The organism is Pseudomonas sp. S8, assembly GCF_050473925.1.
Classification (GTDB): Bacteria; Pseudomonadota; Gammaproteobacteria; order Pseudomonadales; family Pseudomonadaceae; genus Aquipseudomonas; species Aquipseudomonas parakoreensis.
The window spans coordinates 2,731,297-2,756,084 of the sequence record NZ_JBFDVZ010000016.1 but is presented as its reverse complement, the minus strand read 5'-3'; the positions used below and the strand labels follow the sequence as shown (position 1 = coordinate 2,756,084).

Here is a 24,788-nt window from a genome sequence, read left to right as displayed (position 1 = left end):
GTACAGCTTAGTCGATGACTTTGGCCGACTTGATGATCACAGGGTCGGAAGGCACGTTTTGCATGCCCTGTTTGGTGGTGGTTGGCGAGTTGACGATGATGTCGACCACGTCCATGCCTTTGACCACTTTGCCGAATACGGCGTAGCCATCACCCTGGTCGAGGAAGTCGTTGTCCTTGACGTTGATGAAGAACTGGCTGGTCGCCGAATCAGGTACGGAGGTGCGCGCCATGGACAAGGTGCCGCGAACGTTGGCCAGACCGTTTTTGTGTTCGTTCTTGATCGGCGCCTTGGTTTCTTTCTGCTGCATCTGTGGCGTGAAACCGCCGCCCTGAGCCATGAAGCCCGGGATCACGCGGTGGAAAATGGTGTTGGTGTAAAAGCCGCTGTTGACGTAATCCAGAAAGTTTTTGGTACTGATCGGCGCCTTGACCGGGTCCAGTTCGATTTCGATCTGGCCGTTGGTGGTGTCCAGCAGCACGTGCGGCGCTTTGGCCGGGGTGGCAGCCATCAGGTTGGCAGCGAACAGCACGGTGCCGGCGGCGAGGGCGAGTTTTTTCAGCATGGGTCAGTGATCCTGAGATTGAATGTCGGCTGCGGCGAGAAACTCCAGCAGCGTTTGATTGAAGCGGTCGGGTTGATCGAGCGGGGTGGCGTGGCGCGAATCGGCGATGACCACCAGCCGCGCATCGGGCAGCAGTTTTACATAGGTTTCTTTCAGCGCCACCGGTGTGTAGTCACGGTCGGCAGTGACGATGAGGGTTGGACAGGTCACCCGGGAAAGTCGTTCCTGAACGCCCCAGCCAACAATCGCATCGAAGCTGGCGAGATAAGCACGTTTGTCGTTTTTTGCCCAGCGTTCGGACATTTTCTGCCGCAAATCAGCCTGTTCCGGTTTCGGAAAAAGTTTGCCGCCCAGCGCCTTGCCGATGGTTCCCAGGCTTAGCACACGCATCAGGCTCCAGCGTTTGAACCACTGCCAGTAATCGTCGCGGCTGCGGAGTTTGACTTCGGGGGCGCTGTTGACGATGGTCAGGCTTTTGAGCCTTTGCGGCTGATCGACGCCGAACTGAAAGCCGATCATCCCGCCCATCGACAGGCCGACGTAATGCACCGGACCGAGGTGCAAGTGGTCGAGCAACGCCAGCAGGTCAGCGCTGAAACCGGCGATGCTGTAGCGCTCGCGGGGTTTGTCCGAGCGACCGTGACCGCGTATGTCCGGGACGATCACCCGGTAATGCGCCGACAGTGCCGGAATCTGCATTTCCCAGTCCAGGGTGCTTGAGCCGAGCCCGTGAACCAGCAGCAACGGCGTACCGTGGCCATATTCCTCGTAGTGCAGGTTGCAACCTTCGTGCTCGAAATACGCCATCGGTGAACTCCGTGTCAGGCTTGTCCGGGGGCGGCGAACGGTGCGTCCAGCGGCAAGGTGTCGAAGGTACGCAGCAGTTCGATGAGGATTTGTGTCGCCGGGCCCAGCGGTTTGTCCTTGTTCGAGTACAGATAGAAACTCGGGTTGCGGCTGCCGCCCTGAACCAACGGTAGCAGCTTGAGCGTGCCTTCCTTCAATTCACGTTCGATCATGTGTCGGGGCAACCAGGCGAAACCCAGGCCGCTGCTGACGAACGTTGCGGCAGTGGCAAGGCTGCCGACCGTCCAGCGCTGTTCGGCACCCAGCCAGCCGACGTCGCGTGGCTGCTGGCGCCCGGAGTCGCGAATCACCACCTGCATCTGGGTTTCCAGATCCTGGAAGCTCAGTTCGCGATTGAGCCGATGCAAGGCGTGGTCCGGGTGGGCGACGGCAACAAACTCGACATCGCTCAATTCCGCACCGAGGTAGCCGGGAATGCTCAGACCGGTGATCGCCAGATCGGCGACGCCTTCCAGCAGCACTTCTTCGACCCCCGACAATACCTCCTCGCGCAGCCGCACGCGGCAGCCACGACTTTGCGGCATGAACGCGGTCAGCGCCCGGACGATACGTGCGCTCGGGTAGGCCGCATCGACCACCAGCCGCACCTCGGCCTCCCAACCTTGCTCCATGTGGTGGGCGAGATCTTCCAGTTGGCTGGCCTGTTTCACCAGTTGCCGCGAGCGGCGCAACAGTACGCCACCGGCTTCGGTGAGCACCGCCTTACGCCCGTCAATGCGCAGCAAGGGCACGCCGAGCTGGTCCTGCATGCGGGCGACGGTGTAACTCACCGATGATTGCGAACGGTGCAGTGCCTCGGCGGCTTGGGCGAAGCCGCCGTGATCGACCACGGCCTGCAATGTTCGCCATTGATCAAGGGTCACGCGGGGCGCTTTCATCAATAGCTCCTCTTGTCCTAAGCTGGCCGTCCCTCATGGAGACTGGCGAATGAAAAAATTCTGTTGTGTGGTGCTCGCGTTGCTGCCGCTGACTGCGTTTGCTTACCCGATCGATGTGCAGAAGAACCTCAATGGCTTGAAGATCGACTACGAAACCTATGACACCGACAAGGACATCGGCTCCATAAAAGTGGTCAACTTCGGTGATGTCGATGCCGTCTGCAAAGCCGTTTTCAACAATGGCCCGGAAGCGCCACGTACGCGCAACATCGAAGTCCCGGCCCGCAAGCATACGAACGCCACGGCCAAGTTCTCTCGCGAGATCATCAGGCTGCGCATTGAACTGAGTTGCAGCCCGAAATAACGGCGTCAATCCCTTGTGGGAGCGAGCTTGCTCGCGAAGTGGCCGTTTCAGTCGACATCATTGTTGAATGACACACCGCTTTCGCGAGCAAGCTCGCTCCCACAGGGGCAAGTGCATCTAAACGAATTATTCGATGCTTTGCAGCAATTATTTGCGCTTTTTCATCGATACAACCCTGTTTAACCTTCACTCCATCGACCTACAACATTCTCGGATGGAGACTACACACCATGTCCCGCGTTCTGATCATCGAAAGCAGCGCCCGCCAGCAAGACTCGGTTTCCCGTCAACTGACCCAGACCTTCATCGGTCAGTGGAAATCCGCGCACCCCAACGATCAGATCACCGTGCGTGACCTCGCCGTGAACCCGGTACCCCACCTGGACGCCAATCTGCTGGGTGGCTGGATGAAGTCTGCCGAACAGCGCAACGCCGACGAACAATCGTCGCTGGATCGCTCCAACGAATTGACCGAAGAGTTGCTGGCCGCCGACGTATTGGTGATGGCAGCGCCGATGTACAACTTCGCGATCCCGAGCACTCTGAAAGCCTGGCTCGACCACGTGCTGCGTGCCGGTGTGACCTTCAAGTACACCGAAACCGGCCCGCAAGGCCTGCTCAGCGGCAAACGTGCCTACGTGCTCACCGCTCGCGGCGGGATCTACGCCGGCGGCCCGGCCGACCACCAGGAACCGTACCTGCGTCAGGTCATGGGTTTCATCGGCATCCACGACGTGACCTTCATTCACGCCGAAGGCATGAACCTGGGCGGCGACTTCCAGGAGAAGGGCTTGAATCAGGCCAACGCCAAACTGTCCCAAGTCGCTTGATAGGTTAATCGCCAGATAATCGCCGCTTGTTTAAGTGACCTGGCGCAACCCCTTCAAGGCTCTACGCGCATCGAACCTCCCTTTGCACTTGTTGCTCCTGAGTGCTGTAGCCCGATTGAACGCTTTAGCGAAATCGGGCTTTTTTTTGCCTGAGATTATCTGAGCAACGTGTAACCCCTGTGGGAGCGGGCTTGCTCGCGAAGGCGGTGTGTCAGTCAAATATTCGTCGACTGACACGATGCCTTCGCGAGCAAGCTCGCTCCCACAGGGTTCAGTGTTGCCTGAGGTTCGCGGTCTGGCGTAAAAACCGCTATCGTCGCCGCCATTCGAAACAGAGGCGACCATGGGCTATCTACTTTTTGTCACGCTGATCCAGGCGTTTTCCTTCAGTCTGATCGGCGAATATCTCGCCGGGCACGTCGACAGCTACTTCGCGGTACTGGTGCGTGTGGTGCTGGCCGGGCTGGTGTTCATCCCGCTGACCCGCTGGCGTTCGGTGGAACCTTCGTTCATGCGCGGCATGCTGCTGATCGGCGCGTTGCAGTTCGGCATCACCTACGTCTGCCTGTACCTGAGCTTTCGCGTATTGACGGTGCCGGAGGTGCTGCTGTTCACCATCCTCACACCGTTGCATGTGACGTTGATCGAAGATGCGTTGAACCGACGCTTCAATCCATGGGCGCTGGTCGCTGCATTGGTAGCGGTGGGCGGTGCGGCAGTGATTCGTTTTGATCGGATCAACCCGGATTTCTTCATGGGTTTCCTGTTGCTGCAACTGGCGAACTTCACCTACGCCGCCGGCCAGGTGCTGTACAAGCATCTGGTGGCGAAACACCCGAGCGACCTGCCGCATTACCGGCGTTTCGGCTTCTTCTACCTCGGCGCACTGGCGGTGGTGTTGCCGGCGTTTCTGCTGTTCGGCAAAGCCAACTTCCTGCCCGAAGCACCGCTGCAGTGGGGTGTGTTGCTGTTTCTCGGCCTGGTCTCCACCGCGCTGGGCATGTACTGGTGGAACAAGGGCGCGTGCATGGTCAACGGTGGCACGCTGGCGGTGATGAACAACCTGCATGTGCCGGTGGGGCTGCTGCTGAATCTGCTGATCTGGAATCAGCATGAGGAACTGGGAAGGCTGTTGCTTGGCGGGAGTGTCATCCTGGCGGCCGTATGGATCAGCCGGTTGGGTATCCGCCGCACCGCATGACCCGGTGTAGGAGCTGCCGAAGGCTGCGATCTTTTAATCTTTAAAATCAAAAGATCGCAGCCTTCGGCAGCTCCTACATGAATTGTGGGTTACATGAGGTGTTTTTGCGGTTCCGCAATGTGCGCCGAACCCAGCACCGCCGGCAACAACCCCGAACGCAAATCTCCGCCACTCGGCTGCTGATACAGGCTCAAGCCAAACTCCGGCAGCACCGCCAGCAGATAATCGAAAATATCCCCCTGAATCCGCTCGTAATCGGCCCACACCGTGGTTGTCGTGAAGCAGTAGATTTCCAGCGGAATGCCCTGCGCCGTGGTCTGCATCTGGCGCACCATGCAGGTCATGTTCGGCTGGATCTCGGGATGGCTTTTCAGGTAGGCCAGTGCATAAGCGCGGAAGGTGCCGATGTTGGTCATGCGCCGACGGTTGGCCGCCATTGCCGCTACATTACCCTGCGCCTCGTTCCACGCTTTGAGTTCGGCTTTCTTGCGGCCCATGTAGGCGGTCAGCAGGTGCACCTGGGAGAGCTTTTCTTCTTCATCGTCGCGGATGAAGCGCACGCCGCTGGCGTCGATGAACAGGCTGCGCTTGATCCGTCGTCCACCGGACTGCTGCATGCCGCGCCAGTTGCGGAACGATTCGGACATCAGGCGCCAGGTCGGGATCGAGACGATGGTCTTGTCGAAATTCTGCACCTTGACCGTGTGCAAGGTGATGTCGACCACGTCGCCATCGGCGCCGACTTGCGGCATTTCGATCCAGTCGCCGACCCGCAGCATGTCGTTGCTGGTCAGCTGTACGCTGGCGACGAACGACAGCAGGGTGTCCTTGTAGACCAACAGAATCACCGCCGACATCGCACCCAGACCGGACAGCAGCAGCAACGGCGAACGGTCGATCAGGGTGGCGACGATGATGATCGCACCAAACACGTACAAGACCATTTTCGCCAGTTGCACATAGCCCTTGATCGAGCGGGTGCGCGCGTGTTCGGTGCGCGCATAGATGTCCAGCAACGCATTGAGCAGGGCGCTGACCGATAGCAGCAGGAACAGGATGGTGAAGGACAGCGCCACGTTGCCGAGGAAGGTCATCGCGGTTTTGCTCAGTTCCGGCACCAGGTGCAGACCGAACTGGATTACCAGCGATGGCGTCATCTGCGCCAGACGCTGAAACACCTTGTTGTGGCGAAAGTCGTTGATCCAGTGCAGCGCCGGCTGGCGCCCGAGCATGCGGCTGGCGTGCAGGATCAGATAGCGCGCCACTCGTCCGAGGATCAGCGCGATCACCAATAGCAGCATCAGCGCCAGGCCGGATTGCAGGAACGGGTGCTTTTCGAGGGCACCCCAGAGGTCTTGGGCGTTGAGCCAGAGCTGTTTGAAATCCATGTGAGCAACGATTCTTCTGTAAGACGCGATGGGCGATTAGAGCATTTAAGACGCTGTGTATTACCGTTGGAGACAAATCGAGCAACAAAAAAGCCACTGATTACGCCCGTTTGTATAAAGAAACTCGGCCTGAGCGCTCGAAACCGGTAACCTATGCAGCTGTTTTTTTGCATATCTTCGAGGTAGCACCCGTGTTTTCCCAATTCGCCCTGCACGAACGCCTGCTCAAAGCCGTGGCCGAGCTGAAATTTGTCGAGCCAACGCCTGTGCAAGCAGCGGCCATTCCGCTGGCGCTCCAGGGGCGTGACCTGCGGGTGACGGCGCAAACCGGTAGTGGCAAGACCGCCGCTTTTGTCCTGCCGATCCTCAACCGCCTGATCGGCCCGGCGAAGATCCGCGTCAGCATCAAGACCCTGATCCTGCTGCCGACCCGCGAGCTGGCCCAGCAGACTTTGAAAGAAGTCGAGCGCTTCTCGCAGTTCACTTTCATCAAGTCCGGCCTGATCACCGGCGGCGAAGACTTCAAGGTCCAGGCCGCCATGCTGCGCAAGGTGCCGGACATCCTGATCGGCACCCCGGGCCGGATGATCGAGCAGCTCAACGCCGGCAACCTCGACCTCAAGGAAGTCGAAGTGCTGGTGCTCGACGAGGCCGACCGCATGCTCGACATGGGTTTCGCCGAGGACGTGCAGCGTCTGGTCGACGAATGCCCGAACCGTCAGCAGACCATGCTGTTCTCCGCCACCACCGGCGGTTCCGGCCTGCGCGAGATGATCGCCAAGGTGCTGAACAATCCTGAGCACCTGCAGCTCAACGCGGTCAGCCAGCTGAACTCGACCACCCGTCAGCAGATCATCACCGCCGACCACAACCAGCACAAAGAGCAGATTGTGAACTGGCTGCTGGCCAACGAGACCTACCAGAAGGCCATCGTCTTCACCAACACCCGCGCCATGGCCGACCGCATCTACGGCCGCCTCGTGGCTCAGGAATACAAGGCGTTCGTGCTGCACGGCGAGAAAGACCAGAAGGATCGTAAACTGGCGATCGATCGTCTGAAGCAGGGCGGCGTGAAGATTCTGGTCGCTACCGACGTCGCGGCCCGTGGTCTGGACGTTGATGGCCTGGATCTGGTGATCAACTTCGACATGCCACGCAGCGGCGACGAATACGTGCACCGCATCGGTCGTACCGGCCGCGCAGGCAACGACGGTCTGGCGATCTCGCTGATCTGCCACGGTGACTGGAACCTGATGTCGAGCATCGAGCGCTACCTGAAGCAGAGCTTCGAGCGCCGCACCATCAAGGAAGTCAAAGGCACCTACGGTGGGCCGAAAAAGGTCAAGGCCTCGGGCAAAGCCGTCGGCGTGAAGAAGAAAAAGACCGACGCCAAGGGCGACAAGAAGAAAACCGCCGCCAAGACCCCGACCAAGCGCAAGAGCGCCAATCGGCCGAAGCCGGATTCGCTGGTGAGCAGCGACGGCATGGCCCCGCTCAAGCGCCGCAAGCCGGCCGAGCCTGCGGCTGAATAAGTCGCCACAAATGGCCAATAAAAAACCCGGACAGTGTCCGGGTTTTTTTATGCGCAGGGTCTGTCAGTTCCCCAACTGTCCGCTGGTGTCCGCGTCAAAGCGCTGTCTGGCGCGATCTGCCGCCGGTTTGAGCAGCGCGAGCAGCGCGGCTTCGCTGTACAGCCGCGAGTCGCCCAGCTCTTTTGGCGTCGGCTCAATCGGGATCAGCACATCCTCACCGTCCGCATGCAGCCAGATCGCCACGACGTGCAGCGCCGAGACAAACAGCACGCGCAGTTCAACGCTTTTGCCTTGCAATTGCGGCGCCTGTTCCGCCAGTTTCAACGCGCCCACGGTGTCGGCGGCCCGGGTGCCGTGGTTCAGCGAAGCGAACTCGACATGGCCACGCACCTCGGCCAGTTGCGCATCGGCAATGCTGACGCCGTCGGCAAACACCAGGTAATGCCAGTCACCGATGCGTGCGTCTTTCAAACCCTTGCCCTGGCTCAGATCGTCGAGTGTCAGCGAGTAGCCGCGATAGGCTTCGCTGAGGCTGACTTTGGCCGGTGTCGCGTTGGCGAACTGGCGGTTGATGCCGAAGCCCTGGTTTTGCAGCGCGGCTTGCAGCACCGGACGCAACGTCTGTACGCCGTTGGAAGGCGCCTTTGGATAAGTCAGTTGCATGATGTCGCCCTCCTAGTTTTTTGCGGTGAAGTAAGTGTGAGTCCAGTTGCCGCCGCCGTTGTACGAACCCGGGAATGAGTTCAGCGCGCGGGTCGAATAACCGTAGATCGAGTCGGCAACCAGCACATAGTTGCCGTTGGTGCCGTAGATTGCCAGGAAGTGCGCACCGCCACCGTACCAGGCACAGCGCAGGCCGACCGGGCGGCCCATGTTGATCTGGTTCTGAATGGCCGACATCTGCAGCGAACCCTGATTCATGCCGTTGTAGCTGCGGGTGGTTTGCAGGGCTGAATCCAGATAGCCGTAGACGTTGCACGGGCCTGGCTGGCTGCAGCAATTGCGATCCAGTTGGGTGCTGGCGACGCCGCACTGGGTCCAGTTTCCAGTGCCGTAATAGTTGCCGACCGAAGCGGAAACCGCGGCCCAGCACCAGTTGGTCTGAGTCTGTTTCTGCATGCTGAAGTTGAGGCTGGCAGCGGCCAGTGCGGCGGTTTGTGCAGTGGCTTGAACCTCGACCAGTTGCGGGTCGAGCAGATGGCCGACAAGGCACCTTGGCAGGCTCTCGCCGGTGAATGATGTGGCTTGAGTGGTTAACATTTTTTCAGTCCTCCATGAATGAAAACAAGCGTCCAGCTTGTGGTGGTGTTGCGGTATTGCCGAGCGATCGGTAGTTAACGGTTTTCATCTGCGATGAACGGTGCCGATCTCCTTGCTCGATGTAACCTTAGTCTGCATATGCGTTTGTGCAAGAAAATAAATGCATAAATGCATTTTCAGGAGCAAAAGATCGCAGCCTGCGGCAGCTCCTACAGGGTTCGATGTAGGAGCCGCCGCAGGCTGCGATCTTTTGATCTTGCTTTTAGCTGTCGGCTTTTTTCTCAGCCGAGTCCAGTTCCTTCAAGCGCTGATCAATCAACTGGCACTTGTCCGGCAAATCTGCACTGGCCGTGCCCAAGTCCATCTTCTGCAACTCGGCATTGATTTCCTTGGCCTTGGCCGGATTCTGTTCGGTGAGCTTGGCCACTTCCTTGGCCAGTTGTTCGCGTTTGGCGGTGGCCTCTTCTGGGGTACAGGCCCAGACCGGCAGGGCGCAGGCTAGGGTGGCGGCGAGGGTGAGCTTGAGCAGGGTTTTCATGGGGGCAGGCCTCCGTTCCGGTTAAGGCGGGTTATTGGGTGGAGGCCTGGATGCGACGAAAAGTTCAGAGTTGTCGCAAACAGCATGTCGGTCGCTCGCTGCGGAAAATGCAGCTGAACGGCTGCGGTGTGTCCGGGTCACAACCTATGACAGTGCCCCAAATCACGCGCACCGGAGGTTGAATCAGGATGACGACTTATAACTGGGATTTGATTGAACGCTTGCTGCATGAAGTGCAGAACAGTGCAGGCGAAAGTTTCGCGCCGCGAAAATATGCCGAGGACTACGCAGCAGAGAAAGCCAGTGCGGGCGAGCCGATCGAGAATCTGGATCACCTGAAAACGGTGGCCTGCGAGTACGAGAAGTTACTGCTGGACCGTGGGTTCATCGAACCGCGTCCGGATCATGAGGGCAGCACAGGTAACAATTTCATACTGACCCCGCGGGGTTCCAGCTTGTTGAGCCTGATCGACAGCAGCATTCCCGGCAATGACCATCCACGGCAAGTGCTGGATGAGCAGGTGGATGCGCTGGATGAGGCGACGTTTGATGAGGTGGCTTCTAAAGCGCAAATTGCCTGAAAACAAAAGATCGCAGCCTTCGGCAGCTCCTACACATAACCCTGTAGGAGCTGCCGAAGGCTGCGATCTTTTGATCTTCTATTCCTGCTTTACTGCCTTCAGACACTTCAAATCATTGAAGTCCTTACGCACACCCTCGATTTTCTTGAGCAACCGCTGACGCTGCTGCGGCGTACTCTCGGCCATCAGATCCACCGCCAGCGAACGCGCCTGCGCTTCGGTGTTGGCGTAGGCTTTTTGGTAATCCGCTGTCCATAAACGCTCGCGGTTGACCAGAAGTGTCTCGATTCGTTGTGGGAATTCCGGACTTTTGCGCTGAGCAACGGCATTGCTGAACTGCTGCTGCCAGTGGGCGCGGTTGGCGATCCATTGGGTATTCTGATCGCCCAGGGCGGTCGACCAAGCCATTACCCGTTGTTCCTGAGTCACGCTCAACGGACCCAGCCAGTCGGTCAGGCGTTTGTCCATGCGCGCGCCGCGTTCGGCAATCTGTTGCGCCAGCGGCGGTTTGACGTATTCCTTTTCACGTTTGCGCAGATCCTTGGCGAACGCGTCGTTCATTTCCGCCACTTGTTTGTCGTCCAGCCCTTGCAATAACTCGATGGCCGACGGTGTGATCTGGCGTGCGGTTTCGGCGATGGCCTGTTTGGCCTCTGCGGTTCGCGCTTGCAGCGCAGCGTCGGTCACCTGATTGGTTTCAACCATGTTCTGCAAACGGTCCAGCCAATCGAGGTAGCCCGGCAATTGCGTGGTGCAGTGCCAGTTCAGGTGCTCCTTGAGACGTTCGTTGAACCAGTCTTTTTGCTCGCCGTTCATGTCCAGGTAGTCGCCGAGCGTCCACGGGATGATCACGTCGAGGTTGCGGTAGGCCAGGCCGACACGGCTGCAGGCGCCGAGGGCAAGGGTGAAGATCAGCAGGGTGGCGAGGTGTTTGAACCAGCGAGACATGAGCGAATCCTTGCGAGAGCCTGACGTCTGATTCTCATGTGAACGCAGGAAGCTCCCGGCAGTTCAGCCCATCAATAGAATGCGCGCTCGGCCTTGAGCGTCACCAGTCCGTCGCACTGACTGTTGTGCCCGGAATACGCCGAGCAATCGCTGCCACTGAGGTTGGAATTGCTGTAGATCAGGTCGAGATCGACGCCCATGAACGGTCGGGAAAATTTCACCGACCAATCGGTAAAACTGCTGACATAACCACCGTCCACTGACACCGGCGTGTTCAATTGATGGGTGGTGTATTTCATGCTGATCCCGATGCCGAACGGCTGATTGCCACCCAGATCGGCGAACAGCGTGTTGTTCTGTTTGTCCGGGTCATTGCTGACGGCTATACCGAAACGGCTGCCGAGCAGGGTCAGGCCGCCGAACAGCTCCTGACTGTCGAGGGTCTCGACCTTGGGATAGCTGTAGTGGATCATCCCGACTTCGTAGCCGAGGGTCTGATCGAAAGGTTGTTTGAAGCCGACGTAGGAGTCGATTTCCAGGTTCTTGCCCGGGGTCAGGCCCATGCTCGGCGCGTATTGGCCGACATACAGGCCGCTGTCGTGGCTCAGATCGAGGCCGCCGTGGAACGAGCCGACGGCTGCCGGCTTGACCAGACCTTGGGCCATGCTGCGGCTGGGCGTGGTGCCGAGTTTGAGGTCGAAGTCGCCGAGCTCGCGCTGGAAAATCTGCGCGTGCACCGATGACCAGGCCAGTAGGCCCACAAGCAATAAACAGGAATTTGATTTGAGCATGCGTCACTCCATGAACAGCGAGTGCAGGGCTGAGCCTGCTGAAACGCTTGATCCAGACGCGTGCAAGGATACCGGCGAATGCTCGGCAATGATGGCCGTTCGTCGATTTTCAAAAGATTGATTAAACAGAAGTGAGGGTGTTGCGCGGGTGCCTGTCCAGACGCTTCGAAGCTCAAAGCGTCTCAGGACGGGTGTTTTACCGGGTGTTACTTCTTGCCCAGGCTGATCTGCTTGGACGGGCCGAACGTCTGGCCGCTGACGCCTTTGGCAATTTGCTGGATTTCGCCGCCGGACTTGAGGAACGCTGCGATTTGATCATTGATCGATTCGCTGGTTTCAACGGCTGGAGCTGGCTTTGCTTTGCTGGTGGATGCTTTTACACGCATGGCGGCCATTAACCTGTAGAAAAGTAACTCGGCCAGGCATCGTACAGGAATAACTTGACAATTGCTTGATAAATATCCCCGGGAATAACTGAGTGTGCGGGTGGATTATTCTCGCTTAATTATTCGAAATATCCGCCTAAGCCACTGTTTTAAATAACAACATTTATTGCTCGTTACTGAAAATGTAAGCCGTGAAACGCTGCGTCAGGTGCCGCACTGGCCTGACGAATGGCGAGTCGCTTGCGCCAAACCCAGGAAAATCAAGGTGCCCAGAGGATTTTCTTCGCCCGGCTGCTCGCTCGGCGAACGAGACCGGCAAAACCGGGTAGAATGCCGCCACGCAATGAGGGTTTTGGAAAATGGCTTTAGTCGGGCGTTACAACAGTTTGCAAGTGGTTAAACACACTAACTTCGGTTTATATCTGGACGGCGGTGCTGACGGCGAAATTCTTTTGCCCAACCGTTATATCCCTAAAGATATTCCCAGCGAAGATGAAGACTGGCTCAACGTATTTATTTATCTGGACAGCGAAGACAAACTTCTCGCTACCACTGAAAAACCAAAAGTTCAGGTCGGTGAATTTGCCAGCCTGAAAGTAGTTGAAGTCAACAGCATCGGTGTCTTCCTCGATTGGGGCCTGCCAAAGGATCTGTTGCTGCCGTATTCCGAAGAAAAGCGGCAGATGACCGCTGGCGAGTACTGCGTGGTGCACGTCTATCTCGATAAACACACGCGCCGCATCACCGCGACCGCACGTCTGGATCGCTACCTCGACAAGACACCGGCCAACTACAGCGCCGGTCAGGAAGTTGATCTGCTGGTGGCTGAAGCCACCGACATGGGCTTCAAGGCGATCATCAACAACAAGCATTGGGGCTTGATCCACAAGAATGAAATCTTCAAGTTCATGCGCTCCGGCATGCGCGAGAAGGGTTTCATCAAGGAAGTGCGCGCCGACGGCAAGATCAGCCTCAGCCTGCAACCGGTAGGTCAGGAAGCGGCGAGCAGCCTCAGCTCGAAAATCCTCGCCAAGTTGCGCGAAAACAATGGCACGCTGGCCGTCAGCGACAAGAGCGATCCGGCATTGATCAGCAGTCTGTTCGGCGTCAGCAAGGGTAACTTCAAGAAGGCCATCGGTTCGTTGTACAAGGAAGGCAAGATCGTCATTCATGCTGATCGCATTGAACTAACCTGAGTGACCGTCGGCCCCATGTAGAAGCTGCCGCAGGCTGCGATCTTTCGATCTTCAAAGGCAAAAGATCGCAGCCTGCGGCAGCTCCTACATGAGGGTTTGCAGATGAAGAAAGCGTTGATTGCCTATGGCGCCACACTGCTGGCGTTTCTGTTGCTCGACGGTATCTGGCTCGGCGTATTGATGGCGCCCACCTACCGCGAGCTGCTCGGTTCGCTGATGCTCGAAAAACCGCTGCTGGTTCCGGCAGCGGTTTTTTATTGCCTGTACGTTTTTGGTTGCGTGCAGTTTGTGGTGTTGCCGGCGCTGAGCTGGCAACGGGCGGCAAAGATGGGCGCGCTGCTGGGGCTGGTGGCGTATGGCACGTATGACCTGACCAATTGGGCGACATTGCACGGGTGGTCGGTGCAGGTGAGTTTGCTGGATTGGGCGTGGGGGACGTTTGCCACGGCTGTTGCCTGCTCGGTCGGTTTCCTGGTTGCGAAGCGATTTGTGAGGTCAGCTGCATAATCCTGGTTGTCTGGGCAGACGCCTTCGCGAGCAAGCTCGCTCCCAAAGGGGAAGTGCGGTCGACTGTGGGAGCGAGCTTGCTCGCGAATGGCGGCGCAGCCGACAACCATTCACCTGTGACGTTACTGACGCATCCAAAGTCTTTTTCAGACGGCTTTTTTTGCCCGACTGATTGATAATCCCCAACACAGATTTTCGACCGGTGGACGGCTGCCATGTTGTGTGTTTTCGAGGTGTTGCGGTGAGTGTCGAGCGGCGCAATGCCGATGGGTTTGCCTTGCAGGTGATGATCGGCCTCTGCCTGATCTGGGGCGTGCAGCAAGTGATGATCAAGTGGGCCGCGCCGGACATCGCGCCAGTGATGCAGGCCGCCGGGCGCTCGGGGATTTCTGCGCTGCTGGTGGGCCTGCTGCTGTGCTGGAAGGGCGGTTGGGATCAGGTGAGCAACACCTGGCGCGGCGGACTGCTGGCCGGTGCGTTGTTCGGTCTGGAGTTCTTCTTCATCGCCGAAGGTCTGCAGCTGACCACCGCCGCGCACATGTCGGTGTTCCTCTACACCGCGCCGATTTTCACTGCGCTCGGCGTGCATTTCCTGTTGGCCAGCGAGCGCTTGCGACCGCTGCAGTGGCTGGGGATTCTGCTCGCGTTCGTTGGTATCGCCATTGCCTTCGCCGGCGGCGTGTCGTGGGACAACCTCGACCGGCGCATGCTGCTGGGCGACGCGTTCGGGGTCATTGCCGGCGCCTGCTGGGGCGCGACCACCGTGGTGGTGCGTGCCTCGCGTCTGTCAGAGGCGCCAGTGACGTTGACCCTGTTCTATCAGTTGATCGTCGGCTTCGCTGGCCTGCTGTTGATTGCGTTGTTCAGCGGCCAGATCAGCCACGTCAGCCTGACCCCCGTGGCGGTGGCCAGCGTGTTGTTTCAGGGTCTGGTGGTGTCGTTTTTCAGTTACCTGACCTGGTTCTGGCTGCTGCGCCGCTATCTGGCGGCCAATCTGGCGGTGTTTTCGTTCATGACGCCGCTGTTTGGCGTCACCTTCGGCGTGCTGCTGCTCGGTGAAGCATTGAGCGTGAACTTCGTCATCGGCGCGGTACTGGTGTTGCTGGGCATCACCTTTGTCAGCGCTGAACAGTGGGTGCGTCGGCGTTTGCGCCAAGCCCTCGGTCAGCGCTGACTGACTGCAAGGCCAGCCCGCCGGCAATCAGCAGACCGCTGCCGGCGATCACCAGCGCCGGTTGCAAGCCGCCGCTGAAATGGCTGCTCAGCGCCGCCAGCAACGGGCCGCTGAGCTGGCCGACGGCAAAGCACGCCGTCAGCAGCCCGGCGTTGCGCTGGGTGCTGTGCGGCGCCAGTTCCCGCGAGCGTTGCATCACCAGTTGCATGCAAGCGAGGAACGGCATGCCGCACAACATCACCCCCAGCGCCAGGCCATAACCGCTGCCCAACAGACAGGCAAAGACCCCGAGCGCTTGCAACCACAGGGTGGCGGTCAGCCAGTGCCGTGTGGTGTTCGGGTCGTGGCGTCGCAGGCTCACCAGCAACACGCCGATGGCCGCGCCAAGGCCGAAGCACGGCCAGAACAGATCGGCCTGCCATTGCCCGTGAAACTGCGCGTTGGCCATTTGCGAAAGGAATGTGGCCGGAATGATGTAACCCACGCCATACAGCGCATACACCATTGCCAGTCGCGGGATGCCGCGATTCGAGTGACTGGCATTGAGGGTGGCGACCGGCGTGTGGGTGCCCGGTTGCGGCAGGATTCGCACGATCCCCAGCAGCATCAGCATCGCCACGCCGGCATAGATCAGCCACAACGTGGCAGATGTCTGGTTCAGCAGATGTGAGAACAGTGCCAGCAACCCGGTCAGAAAAATTCCCAGTCCGGGGCCGGCAAATACCAGCGCACCCAGCCGTGGCCGACCTGCCGCCGCTGCCAAGGGCTGACTCAGCGCCGTAATCATCACCAGTACCCAGGCACTCGCCACTCCGGTGCCGAAGCGCAGCAGCAAATGCGCCCAGAAACCGTTGGCCCAGAACGATGCCAGCGTCAGCACCACGCACAGCCACAAACCGCCATGCAAACGCCGCTGCACTTGCGGCGGACGATGGGCGAACATCGCATCCACCGCGCCCAGCAGATAGCCGAGGTAGTTGGCCGCGGCAATCAGACCGGCGGCCGTCAGATCAATCTGGCCTTCGCTGAGCAGGTGCGGCAGTTGCGGGGTGAGGGCGAAACGCCCGATGCCCATGGCCATCATCAGGGCGATGAAACAGGCGGATAAGCGAATCAGTGGCGACATGGTCAGGATTCCTTTGGAGGAGCAATGACCGTCAGGCTAGAACCGATTGACTTTCTTTAAAATTGAATAATAGTGAGAAACTTGTTCTGTTATGGAGAAGGTTTGTGGAGTTCAGCCAATTGCGGATCTTTCAGGCAGTGGCCGAGGAAGGTTCGATCACCCGCGCCGCCGAGCGTCTGCACCGGGTGCCGTCCAACCTGTCGACCCGGCTCAAACAGCTGGAAGAGCAATTGGGCGTCGAACTTTTCGTCCGTGAGCGTCAGCGTTTGCAGTTGTCCCCTGCGGGAAAAGTCCTGCTGGACTACACCGGCAAGCTGTTTGCCCTGCGCGATCAGGCCAGTGCGGCAGTGATGGGCGGGCAACCGGCCGGGGATTTTGTCCTCGGCACGCTGTACAGCACTGCGGCGATCCATTTGCCGGCGTTGCTGGCGCGTTATCACAAGCAATACCCGGCGGTGAACCTGCAAGTGCAATCCGGGCCCAGCGGCGAGTTACTCGAAGGCCTGGTCTCCGGGCGCCTCGACGCGGCGCTGGTGGATGGCCCGCCGCAACTGGCCGGGATCGACGGTGTGCCGGTGTGTGAGGAGCGTCTGGTGCTGATCAGTGAGGCCGATCATCCGCCGATCCGCAGCGCCAAGGACGTCGAGGGCAGGGCGGTGTTTACCTTCCGCCATGGCTGCGCCTACCGCGCCCGGCTGGAGGCCTGGTTCGTCCACTATCAGGCGGCAATGGGCCGGGCGATGGAGATCGAGTCCTATCAAGGCATGCTGGCCTGCGTGATTGCCGGCAGCGGGGTGGCATTGATGTCGGAGTCGATGCTGGCCAGTCTGCCGGGGCGCGAAAGCGTCGCGGTGCATCCTTTGGCCGAGCCGTTCGCCAGTGCGACAACGTGGCTCATGTGGCGCAAGGGCATGGTCGGAGCCAACCTCAATGCCTGGATTGAACAGCAGCAAGCGCTCTATCCCGTGGCATCGAGTGAACCCCGGCGGACGGGGTGAACCAACCCATCGTAATTCTGTTCAATTCAGTAACAGATCATTGCGGATTTGGCCGAGCATTGCGTAGGACTTCGGACTATTATCAGTGCGAAGCGGCCTCAGAATTCCGGCCGCTCAGCACTACCCTGAAGGGGGCATGACGATGAAAGAGAAAATTCAGAACTGGCTGCACGATTTGGGTGTTGCCCTCGGCTTGATCGAACCGCCTCTGCAACCCGTACCGATCCGCACCGATGACGAACAGCGCCGGCGTCAGCCTCGCCGGCGGTAGTGCTCAAATAAAAGATCAAAAGATCGCAGCCTTCGGCAGCTTCCAGGGGAATGTATTTCCTGTAGGAGCTGCCGAAGGCTGCGATCTTTTGCTTTTGTGGTGGAGCTCAAACATCAGGCCTCAAGCGTGCCCGCGCAGCCATTGGTCAATCATCGAACGTAAATGCCCGCCGGAAAAACTGCCGAAATGCCCGCCATGCACGGTGCGGATCGGCAGCGCCTGCAAGCGCCGCAGGCTGGCGGCGTAATCCTGCAGATCGGAGTGGTAGGCGTCCTCGATCAACGGCCCGTCGTAGATGATGTCGCCGCTGAACAGGGTTTCGGTCGCCGCTTCATACAGGCTGATGCCGCCCGGCGAATGCCCCGGCGTGTGCAGCACCTGCAAGGTTCGATCGCCCAGATCCAGCACGTCGCCATCCTCGACAAACCCGGTGGCAGGCGCAGCCTTGACCCGGTATTCGGCGTAGCACAGCGGACAGTCCGGATGCGCCTCGAACATGTCGTCACCGACGAAGGCCCGGCTCAGGTCGTTGTCGCCGTCCGGTGCTGCAAGAATGTCGGCCTCGGCGCGATGCACCAGGCGTTCGGCGAATTCGTGATGCCCGGCGATATGGTCGAAATGGCAATGACTGGCCACCGCCACCAGCGGCCGTTCGGTGAGCCACGGCAGCTGCTCGCGCAGGCTGACCAGTCCCGAGCCACTGTCGAGCAGCAGATCTTTGTCGCGGCCCTGGATGTGCCAGAGGTTGCAGCGATAGAACGGGCGGATGTACGGCTCATGGATCAGCCGAATCCCGTCGCTCAGGTTCTGCACTTCAAACCACTGATCGCGCGAAACGATCTTCATAAACCATTTCTCCAGACGTAAAAAAACGGGTGTGGCAACCGACGCCACACCCGTCGAAGAAAGCATCAAGTCGTTACGTAAAGCTTAGATCGCGCTCGCCACCGTCGCCGGGCGAGGGGAGACCAGGCTGACCACCACAAAACTCACCAGGCCCACAGCCAGGCTGTAGTAGATCGGCGTGTTCGCATCCAGACCGTCCTTGAACATGAACAGCAGCGCGGTGGCGAAACCCAGGCCCATGCTGGCGATGGCGCCGGCGGTGGTCGCACGTTTCCAGAAGATCGCGCCAATCAGCGGAATCAGCATGCCGCCGACCAACAGGTTATAGGCCAGGGTCAGGGCGCTGATCACGTCATTCACCACCAGCGCGATACCCAGTACCACGACACCGGTCAGCAACGTGAACAGGCGGTTGACGCCCAAGCTCGACTGTTTGCCGCCACGAAGTTTCGGCAGCAGGTCTTCGGTCAGGGTGGTGGCCGCGGCGAGCAGGCCGGCGCTGGCGGTGGACATCATCGCCGCCAGTGCCGCAGCGATCACCAGACCACGGATGCCGTCCGGCAGCGACAGTTTGACGATGGCGGCGAAGGCGTTGTTGACGTTGTCCAGATCCGGGATCAGCACATGCGCAGCCATGCCGATCAGCGCGCAGGCCAGCCCGTAAAGGATGCAGTAGATACCGGCGATGCTGCCGGCGTACTGCGCGACTTTGGCGGTCTTGACGGTGAACACCCGTTGCCAGATGTCCTGACCGATCAGGATGCCGAAGAAGTAGATCATGAAGTAGGTGATGATCGTGTCCCAGCCGATGGTGGTGAAGTTGAACGCCGCTGCCGGCAGCTTCAGCACCAGTTCGTCCCAGCCACCGACGCGGTACAGGCAGATCGGCAACAGGATGAACATCAGGCCCACGGTCTTGATGATGAACTGGACGATGTCGGTCAGGGTCAGCGACCACATGCCGCCGATCGCCGAGTAGATCACCACCACGCCACCGCCGAGCAGCACCGAGATCCAGAAGGGCAGGCCGAACAGCACTTGCAGCACGGTGCCGATCGCCAGGATCGAGGTCACGCCGATCATCAGTGCGTAGGCCAGCATGATCGCCGCGCTCGCCGAGCGGGCCATCGGGTTGTAGCGTTTTTCCAGCACTTGGGTAACGGTGTAGATCTTCAGTTTCAACAGCGGTTTGGCGAGGAACAGGTTCAGCGCGACGATGCCGCAACCCAGTGCCGCGCACAGCCAGAAGCCGGAAATGCCATGCACATAGCCCAGACGCACGGTGCCGACGGTGGACGCGCCACCGAGCACGGTCGCGGCCATGGTGCCCATGTACAGGCTCGGGCCCAGGTTACGCCCGGCAACGAGAAAGTCCTCGTTGGTCTTGGCCTTGCGCATGCCGTAGTAGCCGAGCAACAGCATGCCGGCGGCGTAGATGAGGACGACGAATAAATCCAAAGCCATGATGGCGTGTCTCCGATTGTCTTTTTTATGTGAGGCTGAATTCGAATCTCCTTGTGGGAGCGAGCTTGCTCGCGAAGGCGTCGGCACATTCAAAAGTGATGTGACTGATGGATCGCTTTCGCGAGCAAGCTCGCTCCCACAAGGTTTTGTGTTTAATCAGGCAGCCTGGCGCAGTTCAGGTGTTTCTGCGGCTTTGCGGCGTGCATCCATGGGCCCGAACACCTCCCGCGGTTCCGGGAACAGGCTCAGCAGCGTCAGATACACCACCGACGCCAGGCCCAGGGTCACCGGCAGGCTGATGTCGATACCACCGGCCATTTCACCCAGCGGGCCGACGAACTGCCCCGGCAGGTTGACGAAGCACAGGCCGACCGCCGCGCTCGGGATCCATGCACCCAGGCCACGCCAGTTCCAGCCGTGGTTGAACCAGTAGCGTCCGCCTTGCTCGCCGCGAGTGAACACTTGCAGGTCATCCGGGCAGTAGAAGCCGCGACGCACCAGCAGGCCGATAATCATGATCACCATCCACGGGGTAGTGCAGGTGATGATCAGCACGGCGAAGGTCGACACGCTCTGCACCAGGTTCGCCGCGAAGCGTCCGATGAAGATGAAGGCAATCGACAGCACGCCGATCAGCAACGTCGCCTTGACCCGCGACAGCACCCGCGGGAACACGCTGGACATGTCCAGCCCGGTGCCATACAGCGAGGTGGTACCGGTGGACATGCCGCCGATCACCGCAATCAGGCACACCGGCAGGAAGAACCAGCTCGGCGATACCGCCAGCAGACCACCCACATAATTGTTCGCCGCGATGTAGTCCGGCGCCTTGATCGCGACGATGGTCGCGGTGCTCAGGCCGAACAGGAACGGAATGAACGTGGCGATCTGCGACAGCACCACCGCCGCCATGATCCGCTGCTTGGAGGTGTCACGGGGGATGTAGCGCGACCAGTCGCCGAGGAACGCACCGAAGGAAATCGGGTTGCTCATCGCCACCAGCGCCGCGCCGATGAACGCTGCCCAGAAGCCCGGTTGCCCGAGGTTCACCGTGCCTGCGTAGTTGACGTCGAAAGGACCGGCGAAGGCGAAGATGCCCAGCAGGAACAACAGGCTGGCGCTCCACACCGCGATCTTGTTCACCCACAGCAGAAAGCGGAAGCCGTAGATGCACACGGTCAGCACCAGAATCGCGAACAGACCGTAGGCCAGGCCCAGGGTCAGGTCGGTTTCCGGCAGACCGATCAGGCGTTTCGCACCCCCGATCAACGCATCCCCCGAACTCCACACCGAGAGCGAGAAAAACGCGATGGCGGTCAACAGCGACAGGAACGAACCGACGATCCGCCCGTGCACGCCGAAGTGCGCGCCGGAGGAAACGGCATTGTTGGTGCCGTTGATCGGGCCGAACAGGCCCATCGGTGCGAGGATCAGCGAGCCGAGCAGCACGCCCAGCACAATCGCCCAGACACCGGCCTGAAACGACAGGCCGAACAGTACCGGGAAACTGCCGAGCACGGCGGTGGCAAAGGTATTGGAACCACCGAAGATCATCCGGAACAAGTCCGTCGGGCCTGCGGTGCGTTCGTGGTCCGGGATCTGTTCGACCCCGTGGGTTTCAATTTGCGTAAGGCTTTGGTCGTTGTTGTTGTTATTCATGATCTGCTCCGATCATAAAGGCGCGCCTCATCGTGTGTGAGGCGTCACCTGTTTGGCTAAGGGGATGGCAGCCCTTCCGGCATTGCGGACAAATGTTCGTGGCAGGCCAGCCAATGGCCTTGTTGTTCTAGGCTCGACGCTTGTTTCTTGAAAACAATCGTCTCGCGCTCCTGGCTGAAATGTTGCTCCCCTTGCATGCGCAGCTCGGTGGCCACGTCATGGATAAACACCGCCACGTCACCTTGCAGGCTGACGAAGGCGTTGCTCGAAGTGCACGACAACACTTCGAAGCCATCCTCGGCGCGCCAGCTGTCCCACAACGCCTGATAGGCATCGCGCGACAGCAGCGGCTGTTCGAGGGTGTAAAACACGAAGCTTGCGTCGGCGCTGAACGCGCCGAAGTAAGCTTCGCGATCGTTACGCGCGAAGGCGGACACCAGATCGGCAGCCGCTTTCAACACCTGATCACGTTCGTTCATGGCCGAACCCTCAGCGGTGGACCACGCCAGGCAGTACGCAGAGCATTTCGTACAGCAGGTTGGCGGCCAGCAGCGAGGTGTTGCCGGTGGTGTCGTAAGCGGGCGAGACTTCTACCAGATCGCAGCCGATCAGGTCGAGGCCCTGACAGCCGCGAACGATTTCAATCGCCTGAATGGTCGTCAGACCCCCGATTTCCGGGGTGCCGGTGCCGGGCGCCCAGGCCGGGTCGATGCCGTCGATGTCGAAGCTCAGGTACACCGGGCCGCCGCCGACTTTCTCGCGCACTTCGGCCATCAGCGGCGCCAGCGACTTGTGCCAGCACTCTTCGGCCTGCACCACGCGGAAACCCTGATCGCGGCTCCAGTTGAAGTCGTCAGCGGTGTAACCCTGCGCGCGCAGACCAATCTGCACCACGCGGTCGCAGTCCAGAAGACCTTCTTCGACGGCGCGACGGAAGGTCGTGCCGTGGGCGATCTTCTCGCCGAACATGTGATCGTTGACGTCAGCGTGGGCATCGATGTGCACCAGACCGACCTTGCCGTGCTTTTTATGGATGGCACGCAGGATCGGCAGGGTGATGGTGTGGTCACCACCCAGGGTCATCGGGATCACGTTGTGCTCGAGGATGTTGTCGTAGGCTTCTTCGATGATGCGCACGGCGTCGAGCAGGTTGAAGGTGTTGATCGCCACGTCACCGATGTCGGCAACCGACAGCGAGTCGAACGGCGCGGCGCCGGTGGCCATGTTGTACGGGCGGATCATCACCGATTCGGTGCGGATGTCGCGCGGCCCGAAGCGGGTGCCCGGGCGCAGCGAAGTACCGATGTCCAGTGGCACGCCAACGAAGGCAGCGTCCAGGCCGGCAGCGGTCGGTACATGGGGGAGTCGGAGCATGGTGGCGATGCCGCCGAAGCGCGGCATTTCGTTGCCGCCCAGTGGTTGGTGAAGAATCTTGTCCACGGGTAAGGCCTCATCGTCTTTGTTTTATTTATGTCGGCGCACCGTCGAGCACAGGTTCGGACGCCGCTGTGGGGCCGATTCTGCGAAATGTAGTGCGGCGGAAGAATCGCTACGGGCAAAAACTTAGTTCAGATTTTTCTAAACTAATGGCGATGCCCGGGATAGACTTCCCGAACCCGTACCGATACCCCTGTGGCGAGGGGATTTATCCCCGTTCGGCTGCGCAGCAGTCGTAAATTCGTTGCTCGCGACTTCCCGGATGGATCGGTTTGCAGGCTTGGGGCGGCTTCGCCACCCATCGGGGATAAATCCCCTCACCACAAAGTCATCAGCGTTCGACAGATGTTTGGAGAGCCGCATGGCCAACGCTTTACCCGACCTGAAACTATTGCGCATCTTCGTCAGCGTGGTCCGGCATCAGGGTTTTGCCAATGCGCAGCAGGAACTCAACCTGTCGACCTCGGCGATCAGCACCTACATGAGCCAGCTCGAAGCGGCGCTTGGTCTGGTGTTGTGTCATCGCGGACGGGGCGGGTTCAGCCTGACCAGCAAGGGCGAGCTGTTCCATCAGGAAACCCTGCGCCTGCTGGCCGAACTTGAAGGTTTCGAGCAATACGCTGCTGCACTCAAGGGCGAACTGCGCGGTACGCTCAATCTCGGGGTGATCGACTCCACCGTCAGCGACAAGGCCTTGCCGTTCGCCGAAGCCATCGGCGCTTATAGCCAGGAGCACCCGGCGGTGCATTTGCACTTGTCGGTGATGAGCCCCTACGAACTGCAACTCGGTGTGCAGGACAACCGCCTCGATCTGGCCATCGGCGCGTTTTCCACGCGCATGAGCGGCCTGGTGTGCATGCCGCTGTACCGCGAGCAGCACTGGCTGTATTGCAGCAGCCGCCATCCGTTGTTCCACGAGCGGCGGATTCCCGAGCAGGTCATCACCCAGCAACGCATGGTCGGCCGTGGTTATTGGAGTCAGGCGGAACTGGCGCGCCACGGTTTCAAACACAGCGCGGCGACCGTGGAAAGTATGGAGGCACAGCTGATTCTGGTGCTGTCCGGCGCCTACATCGGCTACCTGCCGGAGCACTACGCTCAGGCCTGGGCCGACAAAGGAGACTTGCGCGTGTTGCTGCCGGCGACCTTCGGTTATCAGGCGCCGTTTTCGATGATCATGCGCCGGGGCCGCAGCCGCGAACCGCTGATCCAGACCTTCCGTGATTTGCTTAAAGCTCAGCTCAATCAGGCATAAGAACCATGTCCAGACCCCAATGTCCGCGCTGCCTGCGTCCACAAAGCCACTGCCTGTGCCCGCTGATCCCGAGCCTCGACAGCCGCACCCGCGTTCTGCTGTTGCAGCATCCGAGCGAGGTTAACCATGCGTTGAATACTGCGCGGTTGGCGGCGCTGGGTTTGGCCAATGCCGAGTTGATTGTCGGTGAGATATTCGAGGATCTGCCGGCGCTGCTCAATCGGCCGGGATATCAGGCGCGGTTGCTGTTTCCCGCTGACGATGCGCAGCCGCTGCAGGCTTACCGCGAATCCGATCAACCGTTGTTGCTGGTGGTGCCGGACGGCACCTGGCGCAAGGCACGCAAGATGCTTCATCTCAACCCGCTGCTGGCGGCGTTGCCGCGGGTGACGCTGGCGCAGGGTGGGGTGTCGCGCTACCGGTTGCGCAAGGCACCGGGGCCGGGGGCGTTGTCAACGATTGAGGCGATTGTGCAGGCGCTGGAAACTCTGGAAGCGCCGATGACGTTTGCGCCGTTACTGAAGCCGTTCGAGGCGTTGATCGAGGGGCAGATTGCGGCGATGGGGGCGGAGGTTTTTCAGCGCAATCATGGCGACAGATAGTTGATGTCTGGGCTGGCCCCATCGCTGGCAAGCCAGCTCCCACAGTGTCCGTGTCGAACACAAAATCTGTGAGCACCTCAGAACCTGTGGGAGCTGGCTTGCCAGCGATGAGGCCAGTCAATTC

The 24,788-nt window shown here is 59.8% G+C and carries 28 protein-coding genes; 12 read left to right on the top strand and 16 right to left on the bottom strand.

The annotated features are described in order from the left end of the window. Positions 1 to 7: 7 nt before the first annotated feature. Genes AB1J88_RS13500 through AB1J88_RS13490 form a run of 3 tightly spaced genes read right to left on the bottom strand, consistent with a single transcriptional unit; the run spans position 8 to position 2,310 of the window. Positions 8 to 565, bottom strand: coding sequence for a peptidylprolyl isomerase (locus tag AB1J88_RS13500; RefSeq protein WP_041070262.1), 558 nt, complete (start codon positions 563 to 565; stop codon positions 8 to 10). A gap of 3 nt (positions 566 to 568) precedes the next feature. Further along, positions 569 to 1,372: an alpha/beta fold hydrolase gene (locus AB1J88_RS13495; protein WP_086791970.1), complete on the bottom strand. Its 804-nt coding sequence runs from the start codon at positions 1,370 to 1,372 to the stop codon at positions 569 to 571. Positions 1,373 to 1,386: 14 nt separating this feature from the next. Further along, positions 1,387 to 2,310 (bottom strand): LysR family transcriptional regulator, encoded by a 924-nt coding sequence (locus AB1J88_RS13490; protein ID WP_430291252.1) that lies wholly within the window; start codon positions 2,308 to 2,310, stop codon positions 1,387 to 1,389. A gap of 49 nt (positions 2,311 to 2,359) precedes the next feature. Between AB1J88_RS13490 and AB1J88_RS13485 the strand changes: the two genes are divergently transcribed. The 3 genes from AB1J88_RS13485 to AB1J88_RS13475 all read left to right on the top strand — a co-directional run bounded on the left by AB1J88_RS13485 (position 2,360) and on the right by AB1J88_RS13475 (position 4,705). Beyond that, the gene (locus AB1J88_RS13485; RefSeq protein ID WP_086791968.1) at positions 2,360 to 2,674 is read left to right on the top strand and encodes a 3-phosphoglycerate kinase; all 315 of its coding nucleotides are present in this window, start codon (positions 2,360 to 2,362) and stop codon (positions 2,672 to 2,674) included. 230 nt (positions 2,675 to 2,904) lie between these two features. Continuing rightward, positions 2,905 to 3,504, top strand: a complete 600-nt coding sequence (locus tag AB1J88_RS13480; protein WP_182404064.1) for an FMN-dependent NADH-azoreductase — start codon at positions 2,905 to 2,907, stop codon at positions 3,502 to 3,504. A 343-nt stretch (positions 3,505 to 3,847) separates the two neighbouring features. Further along, positions 3,848 to 4,705: a carboxylate/amino acid/amine transporter gene (locus AB1J88_RS13475; protein WP_086791966.1), complete on the top strand. Its 858-nt coding sequence runs from the start codon at positions 3,848 to 3,850 to the stop codon at positions 4,703 to 4,705. A gap of 89 nt (positions 4,706 to 4,794) precedes the next feature. Here AB1J88_RS13475 and AB1J88_RS13470 read toward each other — a convergent pair whose 3' ends face one another. Then, positions 4,795 to 6,093, bottom strand: a complete 1,299-nt coding sequence (locus AB1J88_RS13470; protein ID WP_095667225.1) for a mechanosensitive ion channel family protein — start codon at positions 6,091 to 6,093, stop codon at positions 4,795 to 4,797. Positions 6,094 to 6,284: 191 nt separating this feature from the next. On the opposite strand from AB1J88_RS13470, the gene AB1J88_RS13465 reads away from it, so the two are divergent. Then, positions 6,285 to 7,625: a DEAD/DEAH box helicase gene (locus tag AB1J88_RS13465; protein ID WP_041070247.1), complete on the top strand. Its 1,341-nt coding sequence runs from the start codon at positions 6,285 to 6,287 to the stop codon at positions 7,623 to 7,625. A gap of 63 nt (positions 7,626 to 7,688) precedes the next feature. Here AB1J88_RS13465 and AB1J88_RS13460 read toward each other — a convergent pair whose 3' ends face one another. The 3 genes from AB1J88_RS13460 to AB1J88_RS13450 all read right to left on the bottom strand — a co-directional run bounded on the left by AB1J88_RS13460 (position 7,689) and on the right by AB1J88_RS13450 (position 9,423). Further along, the gene (locus AB1J88_RS13460) at positions 7,689 to 8,288 is read right to left on the bottom strand and encodes a hypothetical protein (protein WP_262948083.1); all 600 of its coding nucleotides are present in this window, start codon (positions 8,286 to 8,288) and stop codon (positions 7,689 to 7,691) included. Between the two features lie 12 nt (positions 8,289 to 8,300). Next, the gene (locus AB1J88_RS13455; protein ID WP_041070244.1) at positions 8,301 to 8,885 is read right to left on the bottom strand and encodes a papain-like cysteine protease family protein; all 585 of its coding nucleotides are present in this window, start codon (positions 8,883 to 8,885) and stop codon (positions 8,301 to 8,303) included. A 262-nt stretch (positions 8,886 to 9,147) separates the two neighbouring features. Then, on the bottom strand, positions 9,148 to 9,423 hold the full coding sequence (locus AB1J88_RS13450) for a hypothetical protein (protein ID WP_097086740.1): 276 nt from the start codon (positions 9,421 to 9,423) through the stop codon (positions 9,148 to 9,150). A gap of 188 nt (positions 9,424 to 9,611) precedes the next feature. On the opposite strand from AB1J88_RS13450, the gene AB1J88_RS13445 reads away from it, so the two are divergent. Beyond that, positions 9,612 to 10,004 (top strand): transcriptional regulator, encoded by a 393-nt coding sequence (locus AB1J88_RS13445; RefSeq protein ID WP_145593304.1) that lies wholly within the window; start codon positions 9,612 to 9,614, stop codon positions 10,002 to 10,004. A 78-nt stretch (positions 10,005 to 10,082) separates the two neighbouring features. On the opposite strand, the gene AB1J88_RS13440 is transcribed toward AB1J88_RS13445, so the two are convergent. The 3 genes from AB1J88_RS13440 to AB1J88_RS13430 form a co-directional block, all read right to left on the bottom strand. Then, on the bottom strand, positions 10,083 to 10,952 hold the full coding sequence (locus tag AB1J88_RS13440; protein ID WP_430291251.1) for a DUF6279 family lipoprotein: 870 nt from the start codon (positions 10,950 to 10,952) through the stop codon (positions 10,083 to 10,085). 71 nt (positions 10,953 to 11,023) lie between these two features. Then, positions 11,024 to 11,743 (bottom strand): TorF family putative porin, encoded by a 720-nt coding sequence (locus AB1J88_RS13435; RefSeq protein ID WP_041070236.1) that lies wholly within the window; start codon positions 11,741 to 11,743, stop codon positions 11,024 to 11,026. Between the two features lie 206 nt (positions 11,744 to 11,949). Beyond that, positions 11,950 to 12,138, bottom strand: coding sequence for a hypothetical protein (locus AB1J88_RS13430; RefSeq protein ID WP_016985943.1), 189 nt, complete (start codon positions 12,136 to 12,138; stop codon positions 11,950 to 11,952). Positions 12,139 to 12,488: 350 nt separating this feature from the next. Here AB1J88_RS13430 and AB1J88_RS13425 point away from each other — a divergent pair, with 350 nt between their 5' ends. The 3 genes from AB1J88_RS13425 (at position 12,489) to AB1J88_RS13415 (ending at position 15,006) form a co-directional block, all read left to right on the top strand. Then, positions 12,489 to 13,325: a CvfB family protein gene (locus AB1J88_RS13425; RefSeq protein ID WP_041070234.1), complete on the top strand. Its 837-nt coding sequence runs from the start codon at positions 12,489 to 12,491 to the stop codon at positions 13,323 to 13,325. A gap of 102 nt (positions 13,326 to 13,427) precedes the next feature. Then, positions 13,428 to 13,832, top strand: a complete 405-nt coding sequence (locus AB1J88_RS13420; RefSeq protein ID WP_430291250.1) for a DUF2177 family protein — start codon at positions 13,428 to 13,430, stop codon at positions 13,830 to 13,832. Positions 13,833 to 14,073: 241 nt separating this feature from the next. Further along, positions 14,074 to 15,006: a DMT family transporter gene (locus tag AB1J88_RS13415; RefSeq protein ID WP_086791948.1), complete on the top strand. Its 933-nt coding sequence runs from the start codon at positions 14,074 to 14,076 to the stop codon at positions 15,004 to 15,006. Here the strand turns inward: AB1J88_RS13415 and AB1J88_RS13410 are convergent. After that, a complete protein-coding gene (locus tag AB1J88_RS13410) occupies positions 14,951 to 16,132 on the bottom strand; it encodes an MFS transporter (RefSeq protein ID WP_430291249.1) in 1,182 nt (393 codons plus the stop codon). The two genes, AB1J88_RS13415 and AB1J88_RS13410, sit on opposite strands and share 56 nt — an antisense overlap. Before the next feature lie 104 nt (positions 16,133 to 16,236). Here AB1J88_RS13410 and ptrR point away from each other — a divergent pair, with 104 nt between their 5' ends. Both ptrR and AB1J88_RS13400 read left to right on the top strand, forming a co-directional pair. Then, complete coding sequence (gene ptrR / locus AB1J88_RS13405; RefSeq protein WP_430291248.1) at positions 16,237 to 17,130, top strand: putrescine utilization regulator PtrR; 894 nt, start codon at positions 16,237 to 16,239, stop codon at positions 17,128 to 17,130. 142 nt (positions 17,131 to 17,272) lie between these two features. Then, entirely contained in the window at positions 17,273 to 17,401 is a 129-nt protein-coding gene (locus tag AB1J88_RS13400; RefSeq protein WP_003184145.1) for a PA1414 family protein, read from the top strand. A 120-nt stretch (positions 17,402 to 17,521) separates the two neighbouring features. Here the strand turns inward: AB1J88_RS13400 and AB1J88_RS13395 are convergent, their stop codons facing one another. The 5 genes from AB1J88_RS13395 to speB all read right to left on the bottom strand — a co-directional run bounded on the left by AB1J88_RS13395 (position 17,522) and on the right by speB (position 22,810). After that, positions 17,522 to 18,247, bottom strand: a complete 726-nt coding sequence (locus AB1J88_RS13395; protein ID WP_430291247.1) for an MBL fold metallo-hydrolase — start codon at positions 18,245 to 18,247, stop codon at positions 17,522 to 17,524. An 84-nt stretch (positions 18,248 to 18,331) separates the two neighbouring features. After that, positions 18,332 to 19,711, bottom strand: coding sequence for a sodium:solute symporter (locus tag AB1J88_RS13390; RefSeq protein ID WP_041070225.1), 1,380 nt, complete (start codon positions 19,709 to 19,711; stop codon positions 18,332 to 18,334). Between the two features lie 156 nt (positions 19,712 to 19,867). Continuing rightward, positions 19,868 to 21,370 carry a purine-cytosine permease family protein gene (locus AB1J88_RS13385; protein ID WP_430291246.1) on the bottom strand — a complete coding sequence of 501 codons (1,503 nt, stop codon included), beginning with the start codon at positions 21,368 to 21,370 and terminating at the stop codon, positions 19,868 to 19,870. Between the two features lie 56 nt (positions 21,371 to 21,426). Beyond that, positions 21,427 to 21,849, bottom strand: a complete 423-nt coding sequence (locus AB1J88_RS13380; protein ID WP_027614575.1) for a YybH family protein — start codon at positions 21,847 to 21,849, stop codon at positions 21,427 to 21,429. A gap of 10 nt (positions 21,850 to 21,859) precedes the next feature. Further along, positions 21,860 to 22,810, bottom strand: a complete 951-nt coding sequence (gene speB, locus AB1J88_RS13375) for an agmatinase (RefSeq protein ID WP_003222717.1) — start codon at positions 22,808 to 22,810, stop codon at positions 21,860 to 21,862. A 358-nt stretch (positions 22,811 to 23,168) separates the two neighbouring features. Between speB and AB1J88_RS13370 the strand changes: the two genes are divergently transcribed. Both AB1J88_RS13370 and AB1J88_RS13365 read left to right on the top strand, forming a co-directional pair. Continuing rightward, positions 23,169 to 24,062, top strand: a complete 894-nt coding sequence (locus AB1J88_RS13370) for a LysR family transcriptional regulator (RefSeq protein WP_430291245.1) — start codon at positions 23,169 to 23,171, stop codon at positions 24,060 to 24,062. Between the two features lie 5 nt (positions 24,063 to 24,067). Next, positions 24,068 to 24,664, top strand: a complete 597-nt coding sequence (locus AB1J88_RS13365; protein ID WP_086791944.1) for a tRNA-uridine aminocarboxypropyltransferase — start codon at positions 24,068 to 24,070, stop codon at positions 24,662 to 24,664. Positions 24,665 to 24,788: the final 124 nt, after the last annotated feature.

Bases quoted from the DNA above. Each gene is read 5' to 3' on its own strand.
- AB1J88_RS13425 (WP_041070234.1), top strand. From the start codon at position 12,489: ATGGCTTTAGTCGGGCGTTACAACAGTTTGCAAGTGGTTAAACACACT.
- AB1J88_RS13420 (WP_430291250.1), top strand. From the start codon at position 13,428: ATGAAGAAAGCGTTGATTGCCTATGGCGCCACACTGCTGGCGTTTCTG.
- AB1J88_RS13395 (WP_430291247.1), bottom strand. From the start codon at position 18,247: ATGAAGATCGTTTCGCGCGATCAGTGGTTTGAAGTGCAGAACCTGAGC.
- AB1J88_RS13470 (WP_095667225.1), bottom strand. From the start codon at position 6,093: ATGGATTTCAAACAGCTCTGGCTCAACGCCCAAGACCTCTGGGGTGCC.
- AB1J88_RS13385 (WP_430291246.1), bottom strand. From the start codon at position 21,370: ATGAATAACAACAACAACGACCAAAGCCTTACGCAAATTGAAACCCAC.
- AB1J88_RS13390 (WP_041070225.1), bottom strand. From the start codon at position 19,711: ATGGCTTTGGATTTATTCGTCGTCCTCATCTACGCCGCCGGCATGCTG.
- AB1J88_RS13450 (WP_097086740.1), bottom strand. From the start codon at position 9,423: ATGAAAACCCTGCTCAAGCTCACCCTCGCCGCCACCCTAGCCTGCGCC.
- AB1J88_RS13460 (WP_262948083.1), bottom strand. From the start codon at position 8,288: ATGCAACTGACTTATCCAAAGGCGCCTTCCAACGGCGTACAGACGTTG.
- AB1J88_RS13485 (WP_086791968.1), top strand. From the start codon at position 2,360: ATGAAAAAATTCTGTTGTGTGGTGCTCGCGTTGCTGCCGCTGACTGCG.
- AB1J88_RS13410 (WP_430291249.1), bottom strand. From the start codon at position 16,132: ATGTCGCCACTGATTCGCTTATCCGCCTGTTTCATCGCCCTGATGATG.
- AB1J88_RS13495 (WP_086791970.1), bottom strand. From the start codon at position 1,372: ATGGCGTATTTCGAGCACGAAGGTTGCAACCTGCACTACGAGGAATAT.
- AB1J88_RS13475 (WP_086791966.1), top strand. From the start codon at position 3,848: ATGGGCTATCTACTTTTTGTCACGCTGATCCAGGCGTTTTCCTTCAGT.
- AB1J88_RS13370 (WP_430291245.1), top strand. From the start codon at position 23,169: ATGGCCAACGCTTTACCCGACCTGAAACTATTGCGCATCTTCGTCAGC.
- AB1J88_RS13500 (WP_041070262.1), bottom strand. From the start codon at position 565: ATGCTGAAAAAACTCGCCCTCGCCGCCGGCACCGTGCTGTTCGCTGCC.
- AB1J88_RS13490 (WP_430291252.1), bottom strand. From the start codon at position 2,310: ATGAAAGCGCCCCGCGTGACCCTTGATCAATGGCGAACATTGCAGGCC.
- AB1J88_RS13440 (WP_430291251.1), bottom strand. From the start codon at position 10,952: ATGTCTCGCTGGTTCAAACACCTCGCCACCCTGCTGATCTTCACCCTT.
- AB1J88_RS13455 (WP_041070244.1), bottom strand. From the start codon at position 8,885: ATGTTAACCACTCAAGCCACATCATTCACCGGCGAGAGCCTGCCAAGG.
- AB1J88_RS13430 (WP_016985943.1), bottom strand. From the start codon at position 12,138: ATGGCCGCCATGCGTGTAAAAGCATCCACCAGCAAAGCAAAGCCAGCT.
- AB1J88_RS13365 (WP_086791944.1), top strand. From the start codon at position 24,068: ATGTCCAGACCCCAATGTCCGCGCTGCCTGCGTCCACAAAGCCACTGC.
- AB1J88_RS13435 (WP_041070236.1), bottom strand. From the start codon at position 11,743: ATGCTCAAATCAAATTCCTGTTTATTGCTTGTGGGCCTACTGGCCTGG.
- AB1J88_RS13445 (WP_145593304.1), top strand. From the start codon at position 9,612: ATGACGACTTATAACTGGGATTTGATTGAACGCTTGCTGCATGAAGTG.
- AB1J88_RS13400 (WP_003184145.1), top strand. From the start codon at position 17,273: ATGAAAGAGAAAATTCAGAACTGGCTGCACGATTTGGGTGTTGCCCTC.
- AB1J88_RS13480 (WP_182404064.1), top strand. From the start codon at position 2,905: ATGTCCCGCGTTCTGATCATCGAAAGCAGCGCCCGCCAGCAAGACTCG.
- AB1J88_RS13380 (WP_027614575.1), bottom strand. From the start codon at position 21,849: ATGAACGAACGTGATCAGGTGTTGAAAGCGGCTGCCGATCTGGTGTCC.